This is a genomic window from Leucobacter triazinivorans (assembly GCF_004208635.1).
Taxonomy (GTDB): domain Bacteria; phylum Actinomycetota; class Actinomycetes; order Actinomycetales; family Microbacteriaceae; genus Leucobacter; species Leucobacter triazinivorans.
The window spans coordinates 2,734,780-2,751,822 of the sequence record NZ_CP035806.1 but is presented as its reverse complement, the minus strand read 5'-3'; the positions used below and the strand labels follow the sequence as shown (position 1 = coordinate 2,751,822).

Genomic DNA, 17,043 nt, shown 5'->3' with positions numbered 1-17,043 from the left:
GATGACGGGGCACGTACCCCGCGCAGGATGACGGGGCACGTGCCTCGCGCAGGATGACGCGACTCGTGCCTCGCGCAGGATGACGGGGCACGTGCCTCGCGCAGGATGACGGGACGGAGGCGCCCGCTACTCCTGCGTGATCAGCCACTCCCGGGCACCGGATCCGTCGGCCCCCATGCTGTTGACGGTGGCGCGGGTGCGCTCGAGCACGCCCGCGTCGAACTCCGGCGACTGGCACACGCCCTGAGGCTGATCCGGCATCACTGAGCACCACCGGTACTGCCCGTCCTGCGTATTGGTCGCAGCGTTCCACGACACGTCGTTGGTCACCCACGTGCCGTCGTCCTGCCGGGCGAACTGCACTCGCGTCATCAAGAACTCGTTGTTCACCTGCTGCGCTGGCGGAGCGGACTCGCTGATGGTGTTGCCCGTGCCGTAGAGCACCCACTTGCCGCCGTAGTCCTCGAGCGGCTGCACCGCGTGCGCGTGGTGCTGATAGACGAAGTCGAACTGCCCGCTGTCGTGCAGCTGGTGCGCGAGCTCCATCTGCCCCGGCGTGGGCTGCGACCAGTACTCCTCGCCGATGTGCTGCACGCCGATCACGATCTCGGCGCCCATCTCGCGCGCCTTCTCGGCCTTCGCGATGGCCCGCTCGGGATCGACGCGCGGCTCCTCCTCGCGGTAGTCGACCTGCCAGTCGTGCTCCGCGTAGAGCCCGTTCAGCGAGAACGTCGAGGTGATCACGGCGATCTTCACCCCGTTGGCCTCGACGATGAGCGGCACGTCCCGCTCGCCCTCTGCGCGGTAGGAGCCGGTGTGGGCGATCCCCGCCTCGTCGAGCAGGTCGAGCGTGCGCACGAGCCCTTCGGTCCCCTGATCCACCGTGTGATTCGACGCCGTCGTGCAGACGTCGTAGCCGATCTCCGCCACCGCCGCCGCCAGCTCAGGCGGGGTGCTGAACGCCGGGTAGCCCGCATAGGGACCGCCCACCGGCGCGAGCGGCGTCTCCATCTGGCAGATCGCGAGATCGGTGCGGTCGAGGTAGGCGCGCTGGCCCTCGAGCAGCGGCACGAAGTCGAAGTTGCGCCCCTCCGCATCGGTCGGAATGGCGTACTGGCTCCACAGCCCCTCGTGGAAGAGCAGGTCGCCGGTCACCGTCACGCTGACGCAGTGATCGGTCGGGCAGTCGGGGCCGGCGCCGGGCTGCGGCTCCGGTTCGGGCTCCGGCGTCTGCGTCGGGGCCGGCGCGGGCTGCTCGGCCACGGGCGCGGCATCCGGTTCCGGAGCGCAGCCCGCCAGGCCCAGCAGCGCGACGACGGCCGCTCCGGCCACCGCGATCTTGTTCACTCGAGTCACGCAGAACATGCTACCGTTCCGAGTTTCTCGCTCTGATCCGCCCCTGCGAGTTCACCCGCTGTTCACCCGCCGGCAGACCGCGCGTCACCCGCCTTCCCTAGCGTGGGGGTGTGGCCGCTCGTGGTCATGCCCCCACATCCGCTCTCAGATTGGATCATTCCCCAGTGAAGCTTTCAGCATTCGCCAAGGTCGCAGCCATCGGCGGCATCGCCGCTCTCACGCTCACCTCCTGTGCCGCCAACGAGTCGGCGCCGGAGTCCCCGGCCGACGGCAGCGCTTCGGCGTCGACCCTCTCGGGTGAGCTCGTCGGCGCGGGTGCGTCCTCGCAGGGTTCGGCACAGGAGGCCTGGGTCGCCGGGTTCCAGACCGCCCACACCGGCGTCACGGTCAACTACGACCCCACGGGCTCGGGCGCCGGGCGCGAGACCTTCTAGCAGGGCGCGAGCTCGTTCGCCGGCTCGGATCGCGCGTTCAAGCTCGACGAGATCGAGGCCGGCCCGTTCGAGGCGTGCGCGACGGGCGACATCGTCGAGTTCCCGGCCTACATCTCGCCCATCGCGGTGATCTTCAACGTCGACGGCGTCGACTCGCTGAAGCTCGACGCGCCCACGGTCGCCAAGATCTTCACGGGTGAGATCACTATGTGGAACGACCCGGCCATCGCCGCGCAGAACGAGGGCGTGGACCTCCCCGACGTCAACATCACCGCCGTGCACCGCTCGGACGAGTCGGGCACCACCGGCAACTTCACCGACTACCTGTCCGCCGCCGCCGCGGACGAGTGGACGGTCGGATCGATCGAGTCGTGGCCCACCGAATTCGGCGGCGAGGGCGCGCAGGGCACCTCGGGCGTCGTCGAGGCCGTGACCAACGGCGTGGGCACCATCGGCTACGCCGACGCCTCGCGCGCCGGCGATCTCGGCACCGTCGAGATCAAGGTGGGCGACGAGTACGTCGCCTACTCCCCGGAGGCCGCCGCCGCGATCGTCGACGCCTCGCCGTTCGAGGAGGGCCGCGGCGACAACGACCTCGCGATCGAGCTGGATCGCACCTCGACTGAGGCGGGCGTCTACCCGATCGTGCTCGTGAGCTACCTCATCGGCTGCGAGCAGTACGCCGACGCCGCCAACGCCGAGCTGGTGAAGGAGTACTTCGGCTACATCGTGAGCGAGGACGGCCAGGCTGCTGCCGCCGAGTCCGCCGGCAGCGCCCCGATCTCCGCCGACCTCCGCAGCAAGGTGCAGGTCGCGATCGACGCCATCAGCTGATCGTGCTCGGAGCGGGCGTCGATCCCCTCGTGGTCGGCGCCCGCTCCGCTGCGGCGTCTGCAGAAGTCGAATAGCATTTCGAGCAGCAGTCCCCTCCGCCCCCACCCGTCCGCACTCACCCCGGAGTCTCAGTGACCGCCACCTCCGCCCCTGCAAAACCGGTGCTCAGCCTCGGCGACCGCGTGTTCTCGCGCTCCGCGGTGTTCGCGGGCAGCATGATCCTCGTCACCCTCGCCGCCGTCGCGATCTTCCTCATCGCGCGGAGCCTGCCCGCCTTCGTCGCCACCGATGAGAGCGCCTCGCTGCTCACCTCAAACTTCTGGGCCTACGTCGGCCCCCTCGTCTTCGGCACGGTCTGGGCGGCGACGCTCGCCCTGCTCATCGCGCTGCCCCTCTCCATCGGCATCGCGCTCTTCATCTCGCACTACGCGCCCCGGCAGCTGGCGCAGGTGCTCGGCTACATCGTCGACCTGCTCGCCGCCGTGCCCAGCGTGGTCTTCGGCCTCTGGGGCATCGGTGTCCTCGCCCCGGCCGCGCAGCCCGTGTTCGTGTGGCTCAACGAGTACCTCGGATGGATCCCGTTCTTCGGCGGCACCGCCAGCGGTACCGGCCGCACGATCCTCACCGCCGCGCTCGTGCTCGCGGTCATGATCCTGCCGATCATGACCGCGATCTGCCGCGAGGTGTTCCTGCAGGCGCCCGCACTGCACGAGGAAGCGGCGCTGGCGCTCGGGGCGACCCGCTGGGAGATGATCCGCCTCGCGGTGCTGCCCTTCGGCCGCCCCGGAATCGTCTCGGCGGCCATGCTCGGACTCGGGCGCGCGCTCGGCGAGACGATGGCCGTCGCCATGGTGCTCTCGGCCACGGGCGTCATCTCGTTCCGCCTGCTCACGTCCGAGAATCCGTCCACGATCGCGGCGAACATCGCGCTCTCGTTCCCCGAGGCTTACGGCGAGAACATCAACGTGCTCATCGCGACCGGCCTCATCCTGTTCATCGTGACCTTCCTCGTCAACGCCGTCGCGCGATGGATCGTCTCGCGCCGGGCAGAGTTCTCGGGCGCCAACTGATGCTGCAGCAGTCAAGAAGCAAAGAAATGGGGACCGATCCCGTGGCTCTCACCGTACGCCCCGTCCGCGCGGGCTCCGCGCTCGCCGGCAACCGGCTCGCGCGCAACACCCCCTGGATCGTACTCGGCGCCTCGCTCGTCGCATCGTTCGCGCTCTTCGGCCTGCTCGCCCTCGCCTCGGGCGGAGCGTTCTCGGTCGTCGGTGCGGTGCTGATCGGCGCCATCGCGTACCTCGTGGTGATCACCGTCATGTCCACCGCGGTCGAGGGTCGACGGCAGGCGATGGATCGCCTCGTCACGGGGCTCGTCACCAGCGCGTTCCTCCTCGCGATGGTGCCGCTGATCTCGGTGTCGATCACCGTGATCGGCAACGGCCTGGCGCGATTCGATGCGGAGTTCTTCAACTCGTCGATGCGCAACGTCACCGGCGAGGGCGGCGGCGCGCTGCACGCGATGGTCGGCACGCTGCTGATCACGCTCGCGGCGACGGTGATCTCGGTGCCGCTCGGCCTCATGACCTCGATCTATCTCGTCGAGTACGGCAGGGGCCGGCTCGCCAAGATCATTACCTTCCTCGTCGACGTCATGACGGGCATCCCCTCCATCGTGGCCGGCCTCTTCGCCTACGCGGTCTTCGCGCTCTTCCTCGGACCGGGCGTGCGCATGGGCATCGTGGGGGCCGTCGCGCTGTCGGTGCTGATGATCCCGGTCGTGGTGCGATCCAGCGAGGAGATGCTGCGGCTCGTGCCCAACGAGCTGCGCGAGGCGTCGTACGCACTCGGCGTGCCGAAGTGGCGCACCATCGTCAAGGTGGTCCTGCCCACCTCGATCGCCGGCATCACCACCGGCATCATGCTCTCGATCGCCCGCGTCATCGGCGAGACCGCGCCGCTGCTCATCACCGCCGGATTCACGGCGTCCATGAACTACAACCTGTTCCAGGATCGCATGCAGTCGCTGCCCGTCTTCGTCTACACGCAGTTCGCCAACCAGGGCAACCCGGCCTTCGCGTTCCTCGAGCGCGCCTGGGCGGCGGCGCTCCTGCTGATCCTCATCGTCATGGCGCTCAACCTCCTCGCGCGCCTCATCGCGAGGTGGTTCGCGCCGAAGACCGGCCGCTGACCCCGCCGGCTGCGCGGCGGGAGTCGACGGCGAACGCCGCTTCCCGCCCGCCCACCGGCTCCTTGACTCCGACTCCGCTCGATCGGCGGAGCAGACTCCCGAACGGAAGAACCCACACATGTCGAAGCGCATCGAGGTCTCGGACCTCAACGTCTACTACTCCAAGTTCCTGGCGGTCGAGGGCGTATCGATGAACATCGAGCCCCGCAGCGTCACCGCGTTCATCGGGCCGTCCGGCTGCGGCAAGTCGACCTTCCTGCGCACCCTCAACCGCATGCACGAGGCGATCCCCGGCGCCCGCGTCGAGGGCGAGGTGCTGCTCGACGGCGAGGATCTCTACGGCGCGGGAGTCGATCCCGTGCTCGTGCGCCGACAGGTGGGCATGGTCTTCCAGCGCCCCAACCCGTTCCCGACGATGTCGATCCGCGAGAACGTGCTCGCCGGCGTGCGGCTCAACAACCGGAAGATCTCGAAGGGCGACGCCGAGGCCCTCGTGGAGCGCTCGCTGCAGGGCGCGAACCTCTGGAACGAGGTGAAGGATCGCCTCGACAAGCCGGGGTCGGGCCTCTCGGGCGGACAGCAGCAGCGTCTCTGCATCGCACGCGCGATCGCGGTCTCCCCCGAGGTGCTGCTCATGGACGAGCCCTGCTCGGCCCTCGATCCCATCTCGACGCTCGCGATCGAGGATCTCATCGACGAGCTGAAGAAGGAGTACACGATCGTCATCGTGACGCACAACATGCAGCAGGCCTCGCGCGTCTCGGATCGCACGGCGTTCTTCAACATCGCCGGCACCGGGAAGCCCGGCAAGCTCATCGAGTACGACGACACGTCGACGATCTTCTCGACGCCCTCGGTGCAGGCGACCGAGGACTACGTCTCCGGCCGCTTCGGGTAGCCGCTCGGCGGGCCGGTGCAGGGCAGAAAAGGGCCGGACCGCAGAACGCCTCTCGGCGAAAGGCCGCTCGAGGCGGCAGAAATTGGAGCCCGGGGTTACTGCGGCCCGGCGTGCACCAGTCTATCGCAGAGCGTCCGCGCACGCAGCGCGACGATCGCTCGGTGCGCGCTCAGGCGAGCGTGCCGTCGCGCCAGCGACGCGCACCGGCGTGCAGTTCCTGGGCCATGCCCGCGTAGCGCAGCGCGCGCGTGGTGAGGTGCGCGGCGTGCGCGTCGTCGTGAGCGTCGCGCGTGTCCGCGAGGTCGGCCGATCCCAGCGACATCACCTGGCAGTAGCTCGCGGCCCGATCGAGCGCGTCGCCGACGTCGCCGACGAATGCGCCGCGGAGGATGGTGTCGCAGAGCTCGGAGATCGAGAGCGGCGTTACCGGCTCGGCGGCACCCGCGACGACCGGATCGATCGTCTGCGCCGCGGCGGCCCCCCGGCGGAACAGCTCGGCCGATCCTTCGGGATCCGCAGACACCACCCGGCGCAGCAGGTACAGGCGCCACAGCACACCCGCGAGCGAGTGGGTGCCCTCCCCCGCCCACAGCTCGGCGATGTCGTCGATCCCGTCGCCCGACGCGAGTCCGACGACGCGCTCGACCACGGTCGGGTCGGCGCCGGCACGCACACGGTCGAGCAGCGCCCACGAGGTCTCCTGGGCGATCCGGTGGGCGGCCCCCGGCTCGTCTGACCCGATGATCCAGTCGAAGCTGGCGGTCGGCTGGAGGACCGGTCGCGGGTGTTCTCGGGTCACGGAGCTCCTTCGGGGTCGATGCGGACTTCTCTGGGCGCCCGTTGTCGCGGACCCGGCGATTCTACGCGCCCGTCTCGCACTCCGCGTGCACCGGAGCCTCGGCGAAACCCGATAGAATCGGTAACCACGGGCCTCTAGCTCAGTTGGTAGAGCATCGGACTTTTAATCCGCGGGTCGCCGGTTCGAGCCCGGCGGGGCCTACTGCTGACGGGCCTGCTGCGCAGGGGCTTCCTGCACACAGGACTTCACGCATCCGGGGCACACCGCACTCGGGTACTCGGGCGCACGAGCCCCACGGTGCAGCCACACGCGGCGCCGCTCCGGCCCCTGCCTCAGGGGCGGGATCGCGCGCGGCGCGCGCCGAGCATGCCGCCCGCGCCGATCAGCGCACCGCCCGCGAGCAGCGCACCGCCCGCGAACAGTCCCGGCACAACGTCGCCTCCGGTCTCGGGCAGCCGCGCCGGAGCAGCGGTCGCGTCATCCTCGGACGCGCCCTGCACGTCGAGCACCACGGTCTCCGAGGCCGACTCCGTGTGGTTGCCGTCGCCCGCGTACTGCACGGTGATCGCGTGGCGCCCCGCCGGGAGGTCGCCGACGGTGAGCTCGGCCGCACCGTCGCGCAGGGAGACGACTCCGAGCGAGCGCCCATCGGCACGGAAGTCGACGTCGCCGGTCGGCGCCCCGCCCGTGACCTCGGCGGTCAGCGTCACATCGTCGCCCAGGGTCGACGTGCGCGCGGAGATCGTGAGTCGCGTGCTCGTCGCCACCGCCGAGACGACCAGGCCGACCGGATCGGACGTCGATGCCGCGCGCTCGGGATCCCCCGAGTACTCCGCGGTCAGGGTGCGCGCCCCCGCGGCGAGATCGGTGACGGCGAGCGCGGCAGCGCCGTCGACCAGCGGCGCGCTGCCGAGCGGAAGGCCGTCGGCGAAGAAGTCCACGGCGCCGATCGCCCCCGTCACGTCGACCGTCGCGGTCAGCACGACCTCGTCGCCGAACACCGGCGAACTCGGCGCGGCTGCCAGCGTCGTCGCCGTAGCAACCGGCGCGATCAGGGTGACGCCGAGACCGCCGAGGGTCTGGCCCGCGAAGGCGGGATCCGCACTGACGGCAGGCCCGGCATCGATAGCGACCGTCGCATCCGCCGCGACGGGAGTCGTGCGCGTCACGCTGACGGGCACACCGGTGCTCCACTGGGCCGGTGTGATCGTGACCGATGCGGGAACGCTCAGGAGCCCCGGATCCGCACTCACCAGCGGGATCGTCACGTTGGCCGCGGGCGGCGCAGAAAGCCTGAAGATGATCTGGACTGTATCGGTCGCCGCTGGGATCGTGGACTCCGTCGGGGCAGCGAGGATCTGTTGGGTCAGGGTGACCGCGCCCGGGCCGGTGATCTGGTTCGTGTAGGTCATCGCCTGCGCCGGGGTGATGCCGTCGCAGCACTGAGTGGTCACCAGGACGTAGTCGGTGCCAGCGGTCAGCGCCTGCACCAGCCTCGGATTGAGCGCCGATGCACCGTCGTCGTTGTCCGCAATGCAGTTGACGGTCGGTGCGGCGGGATCGAACGGCGCCTCGTAGAGTAGGAAGAACCCGTCGGGCGACGATCCTCCGGCCTCCACGGGTGCGGAAGAGATCATCTCCAGCTCGTACATGCCGTCGGCGTCGACGCGAAACGCCTGCTTCTGCCACCATTCCTCTCCGGTGCCCGCCGAGAGGCAGCTCGGACGCAGCCAGGTGGCCGCTCCTGCGGAGAGTTCCCCGTCCCAGGTGACGGTGTCGGCGCGAGCGGGCGACGCGATCACGAGGCTTCCGAGGACCAGGGCGAGGACGGCGACGAGGCCACCGAAGAATTGACGCATGAAATTGATCATAGTCCAATATTCAACGTAGTCGAAACTTTGGGAAACTCGGCTGATCGCACACGGCGCACGGACCGCGCACCGGGAGCCTCGCGCATCGACCGCACACCGGGTCGCAGCACGCTGCGGCTCGGTGCACCGGGACCGGTGCGGTCAGTCCTTCCCCTGTTCGGCGCTCGCGGGCGCGCGATCCCGGTCGTAGGTGATCGACGAGTATCCGTGGGGTGCCGCGCGTCCGTCAGGGCCGAGATTCACGAAGACGATCCGCTCGATGGTGAGGATGGTCTTGCGCGTGATCATGTTGCGCACCTCCGCGCGCATGGTCACCGAGGTGCGCCCGAATCCGACGGCCACGAGCCCCATCTCGATGAGATCCCCCTGGCGCGCCGAGGCCTCGAAGTCGATCTCCGAGATGAACTTCGTGACCACACGCTGATTCCCGAGCTGGATGATCGCGTAGATCGCGGCTTCCTCGTCGATCCACCGCAGCAGACTCCCACCGAAAAGCGTGCCGTTCGCGTTGAGATCCTCGGGCCGCACCCACTTCCGACTGTAGAAGTTGATGCCTTCACCCTGGCGCACTCGACTGATGGTCATGCCCGGGAGCCTATGAGTCGCGGATTACGCGAGTAGAACAGGACGGTTACGCCGCGGCGCGCGCGGGGCGGCCGGGACTCAGTGCACGAACAGCAGCAGCACTGCGACGCCGATGAAGAGCGCACCGAAGACGGTGTTCAGGATCCGCTGGCCGCGCGCACTCCCGACCGCGCGCCGGAACGGCTTGGCCGCGGTGGCGAAGAAGCCCCACATCACCACCGCATCGACACCCACCACGGTGGCGATCAGCACGAGGTACTGGGGCAGCAGGGGCGCGTCGGCCCGGATGAACTGCGGGATGAACGCGAGGAAGAACACGATCGCCTTGGGATTGAGCAGGTTGACCCAGAGACCGCGTCGCAGCAGGGACCAGGCTCCCTCGCCGAGCGAGCCGTCGGGGTGCGCGGATCCGGCACCGCGCCGCGGCTTCGCGAGGATCAGCCGCACCCCCAGGTACCCCAGGTACGCCGCGCCGAGCACGCGGATGGCGTTGAACAGGATCGGCGTGCTCGACACCAGCACGCCGACCCCCGCGGCGACCACGAAGATGTGGAGCACGAGTGCGAGCTGCTGCCCCAGCACTCCCCAGAAGGATCGCCGCCACCCCACCGTCAACGCGTTCGACATGGTGTTGATGGCCCCGGCACCGGGAGTGAAGCTGATCACGGCGGATGCGGTGAGCAAGGAGATCCAGAGCGCGGGATTCACGAGCACAGTGTAGTGCGCGGCGCATGCGGTCTCGCGGCGCCCGCCCAGGGGCCCGCCCCGCGGCCGCCAGATTTCGTGTCGCGCTTCGGATGCTGCTAGAGTGGTTCGCTGTCAGGGTCTGTGGCGCAGTTGGTAGCGCGTCTCGTTCGCAATGAGAAGGTCAGGGGTTCGATTCCCCTCAGATCCACCGCATTCGACATCACCGCGCGCCTCGCCACGCCGACGGGCGCTGGGCTCCGCAGCCGGGCCGCCGGCGTTCCCGCGCCGTGTCCCCGCACAGTCCGCCCCGCGCGCGGCAGCCCGCTCAGGCGGCGCAGCGCGCCGCTGCCCGGCGGCTCACACCGACCGGGCAAGGCGCTCGCGTAGAATCGATCGCATGGCAGCACACGCGGCCGCCCGCACGGGGAGGCGCCTCCGAGGCAGGCTTCGGGGGCTGCTGCTCGGCGGTCTGCTGGCGGCGACTGCGATCTTCGGGCTCCTCGCCATGCACACGCTCAACCTGCACGGCAGCCCCGCGCTCGAGCACTCGGCTGAGGCAGGCACCCTGCACGCCGCGCTCCTCGACGGCACCGCGCACCTCGGCAGCACCGCGCACCCCAACAACGCCACCGCGCACCTCGGCACGGCTGAGTGCGGACCGACTCCCGAGTGCACGAGCTCGGGTGACGCGGGCCACCCAGGCCTGGCGATGGCCTGCGTGCTCGCGCTCCTGCTCGCGCTCGCGACGCTGATCCCGGCCCGTCTGCGGGCCTGGAGGATCCGCTCCGACTCGGGGCAGGGTCGCACCCCGCATGTCGCCGATGGACCTTCGCCCCGGCCGCCGTCACTCCACGCTCTCTGCATCAGTCGCACGTGACGGGCGTGTGGATCAGGCGCACGCCCGCGCCTGGACGTCCACCCCCGCTCACTCGGCGCACGCGCCGCCGCACACCACAGCGACACCAGAATTCGGAGACCCCACATGAACTTGCGCACCGCGGCGACCGCCGCCCTTGCCTTCTCAGCGGCACTGCTCCTCGCCGGCTGCAGCCCGGAGAGCGACCGCGATCTCCTGGCCGACCACGATCTCGCCGGCCTCGACGCACCCCAGATCATCGAGCACCTCGACACCATGCCCGTCGCCGAGCGCCCCGCCGATCTCCTGGCATCGGTGCAGACGGACGAGCTCGTGCTCAGCGACAGCGGCGGGCGCGAGGCGCGACTGCCCCTGCCCGACGACGAGGTCTACCTCTCGATCGCTCCGTATCGGGAGCTCACCCACGAGTGCCACTTCCACAGCCTGACCACGTGCGTCGGCGAACTCGCCGGCGCCGAGATGCGGATCACGCTCACCGACGCGAACGGGGACGTGCTCATCGATGAGACGCGACGGAGCTACGACAACGGTTTCGTCGGCGTCTGGGTGCCCCGCGGCATCGAAGCCGACCTGGTCGTCGAGCACGACGGCCGGGTCGGCACCGCGCCCATCTCCACGCGGTCTCCGGACGATCCGACCTGCATCACCACGCTGCGACTCGTCTGAGCGGCACAGGCGGCGCGGCGACCGCGGGTCTCAGCGATCCCCCGGGGCGAGATCGCCCTCGCCGTCGTCGCCGAGCTCTGCCACCACCGGGTCCTCACCCTGGCTCTCGGGCTGCGACTCAGAGGTCGGAAGGTCTGCAGCCGGCACTTCGCTCTGGTCTCCCCCGGCCGCGACGTCCGAGCCGGGCGCGGGGATCGGTGCGGGCGCCGACGCGGCATCGCTCGCATCCGCGCCCGCATCGTCGAGCGGTGCGGCAGCCTCCCACTCGCGCTGAGCCGGGTCGTCGGCCGCGGGCTCCGTCGCCGTAGCGTCGCGGTCGCCGAGCGGCGCGAGTTCCTCGGGGCCGGTCTCGTCTGAGGGGACGTTCGGGGTCGATTCCATGAGTGCTCCTGTGGTCTGCGGCGGGCGCGGCATCTCCGACCCGCCTGGCCTCAGTCTGGCGGCCCCCGCGCCGCTCGTTCAGAGGGTTGAAGATTCGACTCCGGCTGGGTAATGTCGGGATCCCTGCTCTCCTGGGTGCTCACGGCTCTTCTCGGTGCCCGCGAAGCCCGCGCGTCGCCGCCTCCGCCGCACCTGCCGGTACCGTCGCACCGAAGTGCCGTGGCACCCTCGCATCGGAGCGCGAGCACGCAATATACCCGCGCGAGACCGGCCTGTCGAGGCGGCTCCGCGCGCGCAGTGCGCCGGGTAGGCTTCCAGCCCAGCGCCGGTGATTCCCCGAACGCTCCGGTGCTCGCCCGCACGGCGACTCACGGGAGGAGAGCGGATGAACGAGTCAGAGGCGAACAGCTCGCCGCAGGAGGAACGCGCCGGAGTCCGGAAGAAGTATCTGCGCTTCGGGGCCATGATCCTCACGGGAATGGTCGTCATGTACTGGACCATGTTCGCCGGCGTCTGGGTCTGGGGCGACGTGCGGTTCAGCGAGAGCCGCGTGTTCATGGCGATGACGATGGGCGGCGCGATGGGCCTCGTGATGCTCGCGTGGATGCTGCACATGTATCGCAGCACGCGCGCGAACCTCGCGATCGTGGTCGTGAGCCTCCTGCTGCTCGGCGGCGGGATCGCGCTCGACCGCAGTCAGGCGACCGTGGACGACGTGGACTTCATGCAGGGCATGATCCCGCACCACTCGCTCGCGATCACGCGCTCCGAGCGCGCGCAGATCACCGACCTTCGGGTGTGCGCGCTCGCGCGGGACATCAGCGAGGCGCAGCGCCGCGAGATCCTCGAGATGTCCTGGCTCATCGACGACATCCGCGCGAACGGGCCGGCGGCCACGCCGGCAGCCGCCGAGGCGCGGGCGGTCCCCCGTTTCGCAGTGGAGGCCGAGCGGCAGTGCGCCGAGGGATCCCGCAGCGGCTGAGTCACGCGCAGCAGGATCACCAGATACCCTTAGGCGTTCGTCTGCCACGGTAGCCGCCGCGCACCTCGACATTCAGTGGCTTGACCCACCGGCGGGGAGCGGGTATCGCACGCGACCGATGTCCTCGAGACATCTTGTGGCGCAGGCATTCGCATTCGCAAGTTCCATGGTGATGGCCCTCAGGTTCCGCGCACGGCGAGCGCCGGATCCTGCTGTGCCGCGAGCGCAGCCGGGTACAACGATGCGATGATGCCCGTACAGGCGCCTGCTGCAACGCCGACGCCGAGGAACGCGAAGTTGAAGGTCGGCGTCCACCCCTGTTGCGCCGCGAACACCACGAGCATGACGACGCCCAGGGCACTGCCGAGCACGCCGCCGAGGAGCCCGACGAGTACGCCCTCGAGCACGAACTGGCCCCAGATGGAGCGCTTGCTTTCCCCCACTGCACGGCGCAGGGCGATCTCCGCGGCGCGGGCGTGCACGGAGAGGTACGCTGCGGTCGCGGCGCTCAGCGACGAGAGCACGAGCAGCACCCAGGAGACGATGGTGATCAGCGATACGAGATCCGACGCGACGCCTTGGGTCAGCGATCGGAGATCGGCGACGGTCTCCGCGGTGAACAGCGACGGGTCGCCTGGGGCGACCGTCGCACCGACGACCTCGGCGAGCCCTGCGGGGAGCCCGGGTTCGGTCTGCACGATCAGTGTCGGGTCCGCTGCCGACACGACCGCGGCGAGGGCCGGGTTGACGATGAGCGCAGAGGCCAGCTGCGGCTCCTCGCCGAGCTCGCCGATCACTCCGATGATCGCCGCGGAGGTGGAACCGATCCAGAGCTGAGATCCGGGCACCTGGTCGGCGTAGCCCAGCCGCTCAGCGAGTGCCGGGCCGAGAATAACGGCCGGCGCTTCTGCGTTTCTTTCGAACAGTCGCATCGACTCGTGCTCTGTTCCCAGGCTCACGCCTCGGAGTCGCAGATATTCACGATCTGCCACTCGGATCTGCGGCGAGAGCACCGGCTGCTCGGCGACCATTGCGGGGTTGAGCAGGGTAACCCCCTCATCGAACTCCGCGATGGAGGTGAGCCCGACGCTCAGGACCCCGTCGAGTCCGCGGAGCCGCTGCTGGGCGACTTCCGCGACCTGCGATGCGGGAGCGTCATCGGGCAGAGCGAGCTCAGTCCGGATCGCTGTAGGTGTGTTTTTCGGAACGACGAGGAACTCATCGAGCGCAGCGGAGTCCAGGCGCCCGACGACCTGGGCCGCAGCGCTCTGACTCAACCCGATCGCCGTGACGAGACCTCCGGAGCCGACGGTGAACGCCAGGAGCAGGAGCGCGGCGCGGGCCGCGTGAACGGTGTGATGGGAGATCGCTGCCCCGATCCGCTCCCGCACTCGTGACCAGGAGGACTGCGTAGCCGCAGGGAGCTCGCGGGTTTCGGGCGGGCGGCGTCCCCGGACCGTAGCCTGGTCGGCGGTGGCCTCGTCGGAGAGGACCTTGCCGTCACTGATCTCGATCACGCGATCGGCGGTTCGGGCAATGCTCGGATCGTGGGTGATCATGATCACGGTTACGCCGTCGCGGTTCAGATCCCGCAGCATTCGCGCGACGCGCGTTGAGTTCGCGGTATCCAGAGCTCCGGTCGGCTCATCGGCGAGCAAGATCTTCGGAGCGGTGGCGATCGCACGAGCGATGGCGACTCGCTGACGTTCTCCTCCGGATACATTCCCGGCGAGATCTCCGGCCTTCTCGAGCAGGCCGACCGTGTCGAGTGCTGCTGCCACGATGCCGGGTCGGAGTGCCGGGTCCACATCATTGATGGAGAGTCCGAGTGCGGCGTTGCCCGCGACCGTCTCCTTGAGCAGCATGTGGGAATCCTGGAACACGAAGCCGAAGGTGCTGGCGCGCAGCCGGTCGCGTGCCCGCTCGTCGAGTTCGTCGATCCTGCGACCAGCGACGACGTAGGTCCCCGTGCTCGGGGTGTCGAGCAAGCCGAGCAGGTTCAGCAGCGTCGATTTTCCGGCGCCGGAGGCACCGACGATCGCGACGAACTCCCCCTCTCGGACCGTCAAGGTCACATCCGACAATGCCGGCGCGTTCTCGGCACCGCTGTAGCGTCTGCTGATCCCGGCAAGGCGCAGGATCACGGGTCGTTCATCCGACACGGATCCTCGCCCCCTCCGGGAGCCTCGCGTTCTCCGCGATTGCCGCCCAGCCCCCTGAGACCACGATGACTTCGACATCCACGCGCTCTCCCGGGGTGCCTGTGCCTCCCGTGCGCTCGGCCTTCGTGTCGTCGAGGATCACGAACTGCGAATGGTCATCCTCCTCAATGGCGGTGAGCGGGACCGCGAATGAAGCCTCTTCGGGTTTCTCGGTGCTGATCGAGACGGTGGTGATCTCACTGGCTCTCTCCGCGATCTCAGAAGGACAGGCCACCGTCACCGTGTGACCGGAGACCCCGGTGTCGTCGTCAGTCTTCATCTCGCCGATGGACACGACCGCCGCTTCGATGTTCTTCCCCTCAAACCCAACGAAGACGGACTTCGCCTCGCGAAACCGGGCGACCTGACCGGCGTCCACGATGGCCTCGATGACAGGGGCTCCGCGACGGACCGTCAGGAGTGGGGAGTCTCCGCTCAGCACGCTGCCGGTGGTGCCCGGCGCGACCACGGTCAACGCACCGGGCGGGAGCGGGAGCAGTTCTCGCCAAGGTAAGCGCCGCTGCCCGCTCGCCCCCTGCGGGAGCTCGTATCCGAGTTGGGCGTACCAGTACATGATCGTGTCCATCGTGTCGGCGTCGAGGATCCCGTCGAGATCGACCATGTAGCCCAGGTCAGAGAGCAACTGCTGGATCGCCAGGACATCTTGACCGGCGAGACCCAGTTCGAAGTCTCGATAGAGCGGAGTGCCTGGCGGCGCGGCGACGACCGGCCGCCCGGATACCTCCGCCAGCAGATCCCCGGCCGCCAGTTGGTCGCCTTCTGCCGCGACCATGCGAGTGATGACGTTGCGATCCGTCATCGGCCCTTCTGCGCCCTCTGCGGTCTGCTCCGCGCCCGCCACCGCGCCGGCTTCGCTTTCGGCCGACCCCTCTCCATCCCCTGCGGCGGGAGAGCCCAGCACGCCATCGTCTGCAAGCTTCACGTCGAGGGATTCTGGAGCGCTGACCTTTCCGGGCACCTGCAGTCCTTCCTGCACGACCCGCATCTCGACCTGTGCGGTCACCGCAGGTGCGGCTGCTGCGGCCGCATCGGAAGAGGCCGCCGGACGTTCAATACTCATGCCCGCGACGAATGCGGCAGCCACCATCAGCGCCACGAGAATCGCGGCACCCACGACGTATGCTGGGCGAGCGATCCGCTTGAGCCTCACCTCGTGCTCGCCTGGCCGCGCACGGTCGTCGCTCACGACACGTCGTCGATTATGGCCCGCAGCTGAGCGTGCACCTCTTGCTTGTGCGCGAGGACATCGCCGAGCTGTGCTTCGTACTTCTCGATGTAGGCGGCCTCATACTGGGCTCTGAGGTCGTACAGCTTCTGGACACGACCGGTGTCGACGTTGCAGTCGGCCTCCCCGACCGCCGCGGCGATCTCGGCGTCCTTGCCGAGATCGGTGTATTCACTGCTCATGTACCCGCTAGCCGGATCGAGGACGATGGACTTCTCTTCCATGCAGGCTGTGAAGCTCTCGGTAGCCTCCCTGCCCGCATCTGAATTCTCGGCGAGAGTGGAAGCGTTTCCGAGGATACGGTCGGCGAGGGTGAGTTGGCTCAGGTCCTCTGAAAGAGGTCCCAAGACCGGGTCTACCGCTGCCTCCTCTTGACAGAGAGCCAGCGCACTATTGAACTCGACCCCCTGCTCGACCGTTGTCGTCTTCGGAACTCCGCGAGTCTCATCCATCATCGAGCCGAATTCGGCCGCGGATACGCGGTCCCATCGTCCGAAAATCCGGTCTTCCTGCGGTTGCAGCGATCCCCAGTCGACCGAGGTGAGGCCGGTGTAATTGTGACCTGCCGCGGTCATGCACTCGGTGACGAGCGTCTCCCGCGCCTGAGCGAAGAGCACCTCCGTGCCGAAGTCCAAATTCGTGAGGTACTCCGAGATCGGCGTCGTCGCCGTGCCCGTCTCGAAGTTCAGTTCGGCTTTCACATCGCTGAAGCCCTGCGCCGTGATCTCAGGGAGCGAAGCAGATTCGTCCTCGACCTCCGGGGTTCCAGTGGCACATCCGACGAGAACAGGAAGTGCGAAGATCACAGGCATAGCGAGCATGCTCAGGAGTCGCAAGCGCGCGGACAGAGCAGGACGAGGATCGACGATCACTGAGCTCATGGTTCGGTTTGTCTTTCTTCCGGTGCGGCACTGTGGGCGGCGAGAGCTATTCTGCACTCGACAGATTGCTCCCCTTTGCCTTGCTCGGTGCGGATCGGCACATTCACAGTGCGGACGACTATGCCGAGGCAGGAGGAAGGCACGGATAGGCGGG

15 protein-coding genes, 2 tRNA genes and 1 pseudogene are annotated in these 17,043 nt (G+C 68.8%); 9 read left to right on the top strand and 9 right to left on the bottom strand.

What is annotated here, in order from left to right; all coding sequences use genetic code 11:
• Positions 1 to 126 precede the first annotated feature (126 nt).
• Entirely contained in the window at positions 127 to 1,356 is a 1,230-nt protein-coding gene (locus tag EVS81_RS12405) for a CapA family protein (protein ID WP_240739843.1), read from the bottom strand.
• 164 nt (positions 1,357 to 1,520) lie between these two features.
• Here EVS81_RS12405 and pstS point away from each other — a divergent pair.
• The 4 genes and pseudogenes from pstS (at position 1,521) to pstB (ending at position 5,713) form a co-directional block, all read left to right on the top strand.
• Positions 1,521 to 2,624: pseudogene (gene pstS, locus EVS81_RS12400) on the top strand (phosphate ABC transporter substrate-binding protein PstS).
• Positions 2,625 to 2,755: 131 nt separating this feature from the next.
• The gene (pstC, locus tag EVS81_RS12395; RefSeq protein ID WP_130110660.1) at positions 2,756 to 3,694 is read left to right on the top strand and encodes a phosphate ABC transporter permease subunit PstC; all 939 of its coding nucleotides are present in this window, start codon (positions 2,756 to 2,758) and stop codon (positions 3,692 to 3,694) included.
• Positions 3,695 to 3,720: 26 nt separating this feature from the next.
• Positions 3,721 to 4,815 (top strand): phosphate ABC transporter permease PstA, encoded by a 1,095-nt coding sequence (gene pstA, locus EVS81_RS12390; protein ID WP_130110659.1) that lies wholly within the window; start codon positions 3,721 to 3,723, stop codon positions 4,813 to 4,815.
• 118 nt (positions 4,816 to 4,933) lie between these two features.
• A complete protein-coding gene (gene pstB / locus EVS81_RS12385) occupies positions 4,934 to 5,713 on the top strand; it encodes a phosphate ABC transporter ATP-binding protein PstB (RefSeq protein WP_130110658.1) in 780 nt (259 codons plus the stop codon).
• Between the two features lie 169 nt (positions 5,714 to 5,882).
• Here the strand turns inward: pstB and EVS81_RS12380 are convergent, their stop codons facing one another.
• Positions 5,883 to 6,512, bottom strand: a complete 630-nt coding sequence (locus tag EVS81_RS12380; RefSeq protein ID WP_130110657.1) for a hypothetical protein — start codon at positions 6,510 to 6,512, stop codon at positions 5,883 to 5,885.
• Between the two features lie 128 nt (positions 6,513 to 6,640).
• Between EVS81_RS12380 and EVS81_RS12375 the strand changes: the two genes are divergently transcribed.
• Positions 6,641 to 6,713, top strand: a tRNA-Lys gene (locus EVS81_RS12375).
• 131 nt (positions 6,714 to 6,844) lie between these two features.
• Here the strand turns inward: EVS81_RS12375 and EVS81_RS12370 are convergent.
• The 3 genes from EVS81_RS12370 to EVS81_RS12360 form a co-directional block, all read right to left on the bottom strand.
• Complete coding sequence (locus EVS81_RS12370; RefSeq protein WP_165384263.1) at positions 6,845 to 8,371, bottom strand: Ig-like domain-containing protein; 1,527 nt, start codon at positions 8,369 to 8,371, stop codon at positions 6,845 to 6,847.
• 153 nt (positions 8,372 to 8,524) lie between these two features.
• A complete protein-coding gene (locus EVS81_RS12365) occupies positions 8,525 to 8,968 on the bottom strand; it encodes an acyl-CoA thioesterase (RefSeq protein ID WP_130110655.1) in 444 nt (147 codons plus the stop codon).
• 78 nt (positions 8,969 to 9,046) lie between these two features.
• On the bottom strand, positions 9,047 to 9,676 hold the full coding sequence (locus EVS81_RS12360; protein WP_130110654.1) for a LysE family translocator: 630 nt from the start codon (positions 9,674 to 9,676) through the stop codon (positions 9,047 to 9,049).
• 114 nt (positions 9,677 to 9,790) lie between these two features.
• On the opposite strand from EVS81_RS12360, the gene EVS81_RS12355 reads away from it, so the two are divergent.
• From EVS81_RS12355 to EVS81_RS12345, 3 genes are all read left to right on the top strand, one after another.
• Positions 9,791 to 9,863, top strand: a tRNA-Ala gene (locus EVS81_RS12355).
• Positions 9,864 to 10,052: 189 nt separating this feature from the next.
• Positions 10,053 to 10,532 (top strand): DUF6153 family protein, encoded by a 480-nt coding sequence (locus EVS81_RS12350; RefSeq protein ID WP_130110653.1) that lies wholly within the window; start codon positions 10,053 to 10,055, stop codon positions 10,530 to 10,532.
• A 105-nt stretch (positions 10,533 to 10,637) separates the two neighbouring features.
• Entirely contained in the window at positions 10,638 to 11,198 is a 561-nt protein-coding gene (locus EVS81_RS12345; RefSeq protein ID WP_130110652.1) for a CueP family metal-binding protein, read from the top strand.
• 30 nt (positions 11,199 to 11,228) lie between these two features.
• Here the strand turns inward: EVS81_RS12345 and EVS81_RS12340 are convergent, their stop codons facing one another.
• Positions 11,229 to 11,579 (bottom strand): sugar ABC transporter ATPase, encoded by a 351-nt coding sequence (locus tag EVS81_RS12340; protein ID WP_130110651.1) that lies wholly within the window; start codon positions 11,577 to 11,579, stop codon positions 11,229 to 11,231.
• Between the two features lie 385 nt (positions 11,580 to 11,964).
• Here EVS81_RS12340 and EVS81_RS12335 point away from each other — a divergent pair, with 385 nt between their 5' ends.
• Complete coding sequence (locus tag EVS81_RS12335) at positions 11,965 to 12,561, top strand: DUF305 domain-containing protein (protein ID WP_130110650.1); 597 nt, start codon at positions 11,965 to 11,967, stop codon at positions 12,559 to 12,561.
• Positions 12,562 to 12,740: 179 nt separating this feature from the next.
• Here the strand turns inward: EVS81_RS12335 and EVS81_RS12330 are convergent, their stop codons facing one another.
• From EVS81_RS12330 to EVS81_RS12320, 3 genes are read right to left on the bottom strand one after another with little or no spacing between them, the layout of a single operon-like run.
• On the bottom strand, positions 12,741 to 14,723 hold the full coding sequence (locus EVS81_RS12330; protein ID WP_165384262.1) for an ABC transporter ATP-binding protein/permease: 1,983 nt from the start codon (positions 14,721 to 14,723) through the stop codon (positions 12,741 to 12,743).
• Positions 14,713 to 15,969: an efflux RND transporter periplasmic adaptor subunit gene (locus EVS81_RS12325; protein WP_130110648.1), complete on the bottom strand. Its 1,257-nt coding sequence runs from the start codon at positions 15,967 to 15,969 to the stop codon at positions 14,713 to 14,715. Before EVS81_RS12325 ends, EVS81_RS12330 begins: the two co-directional genes overlap by 11 nt.
• A complete protein-coding gene (locus tag EVS81_RS12320) occupies positions 15,966 to 16,820 on the bottom strand; it encodes a hypothetical protein (protein WP_130110647.1) in 855 nt (284 codons plus the stop codon). The genes EVS81_RS12325 and EVS81_RS12320 overlap by 4 nt, the downstream gene beginning before the upstream one ends.
• Between the last annotated feature and the right edge of the window lie 223 nt (positions 16,821 to 17,043).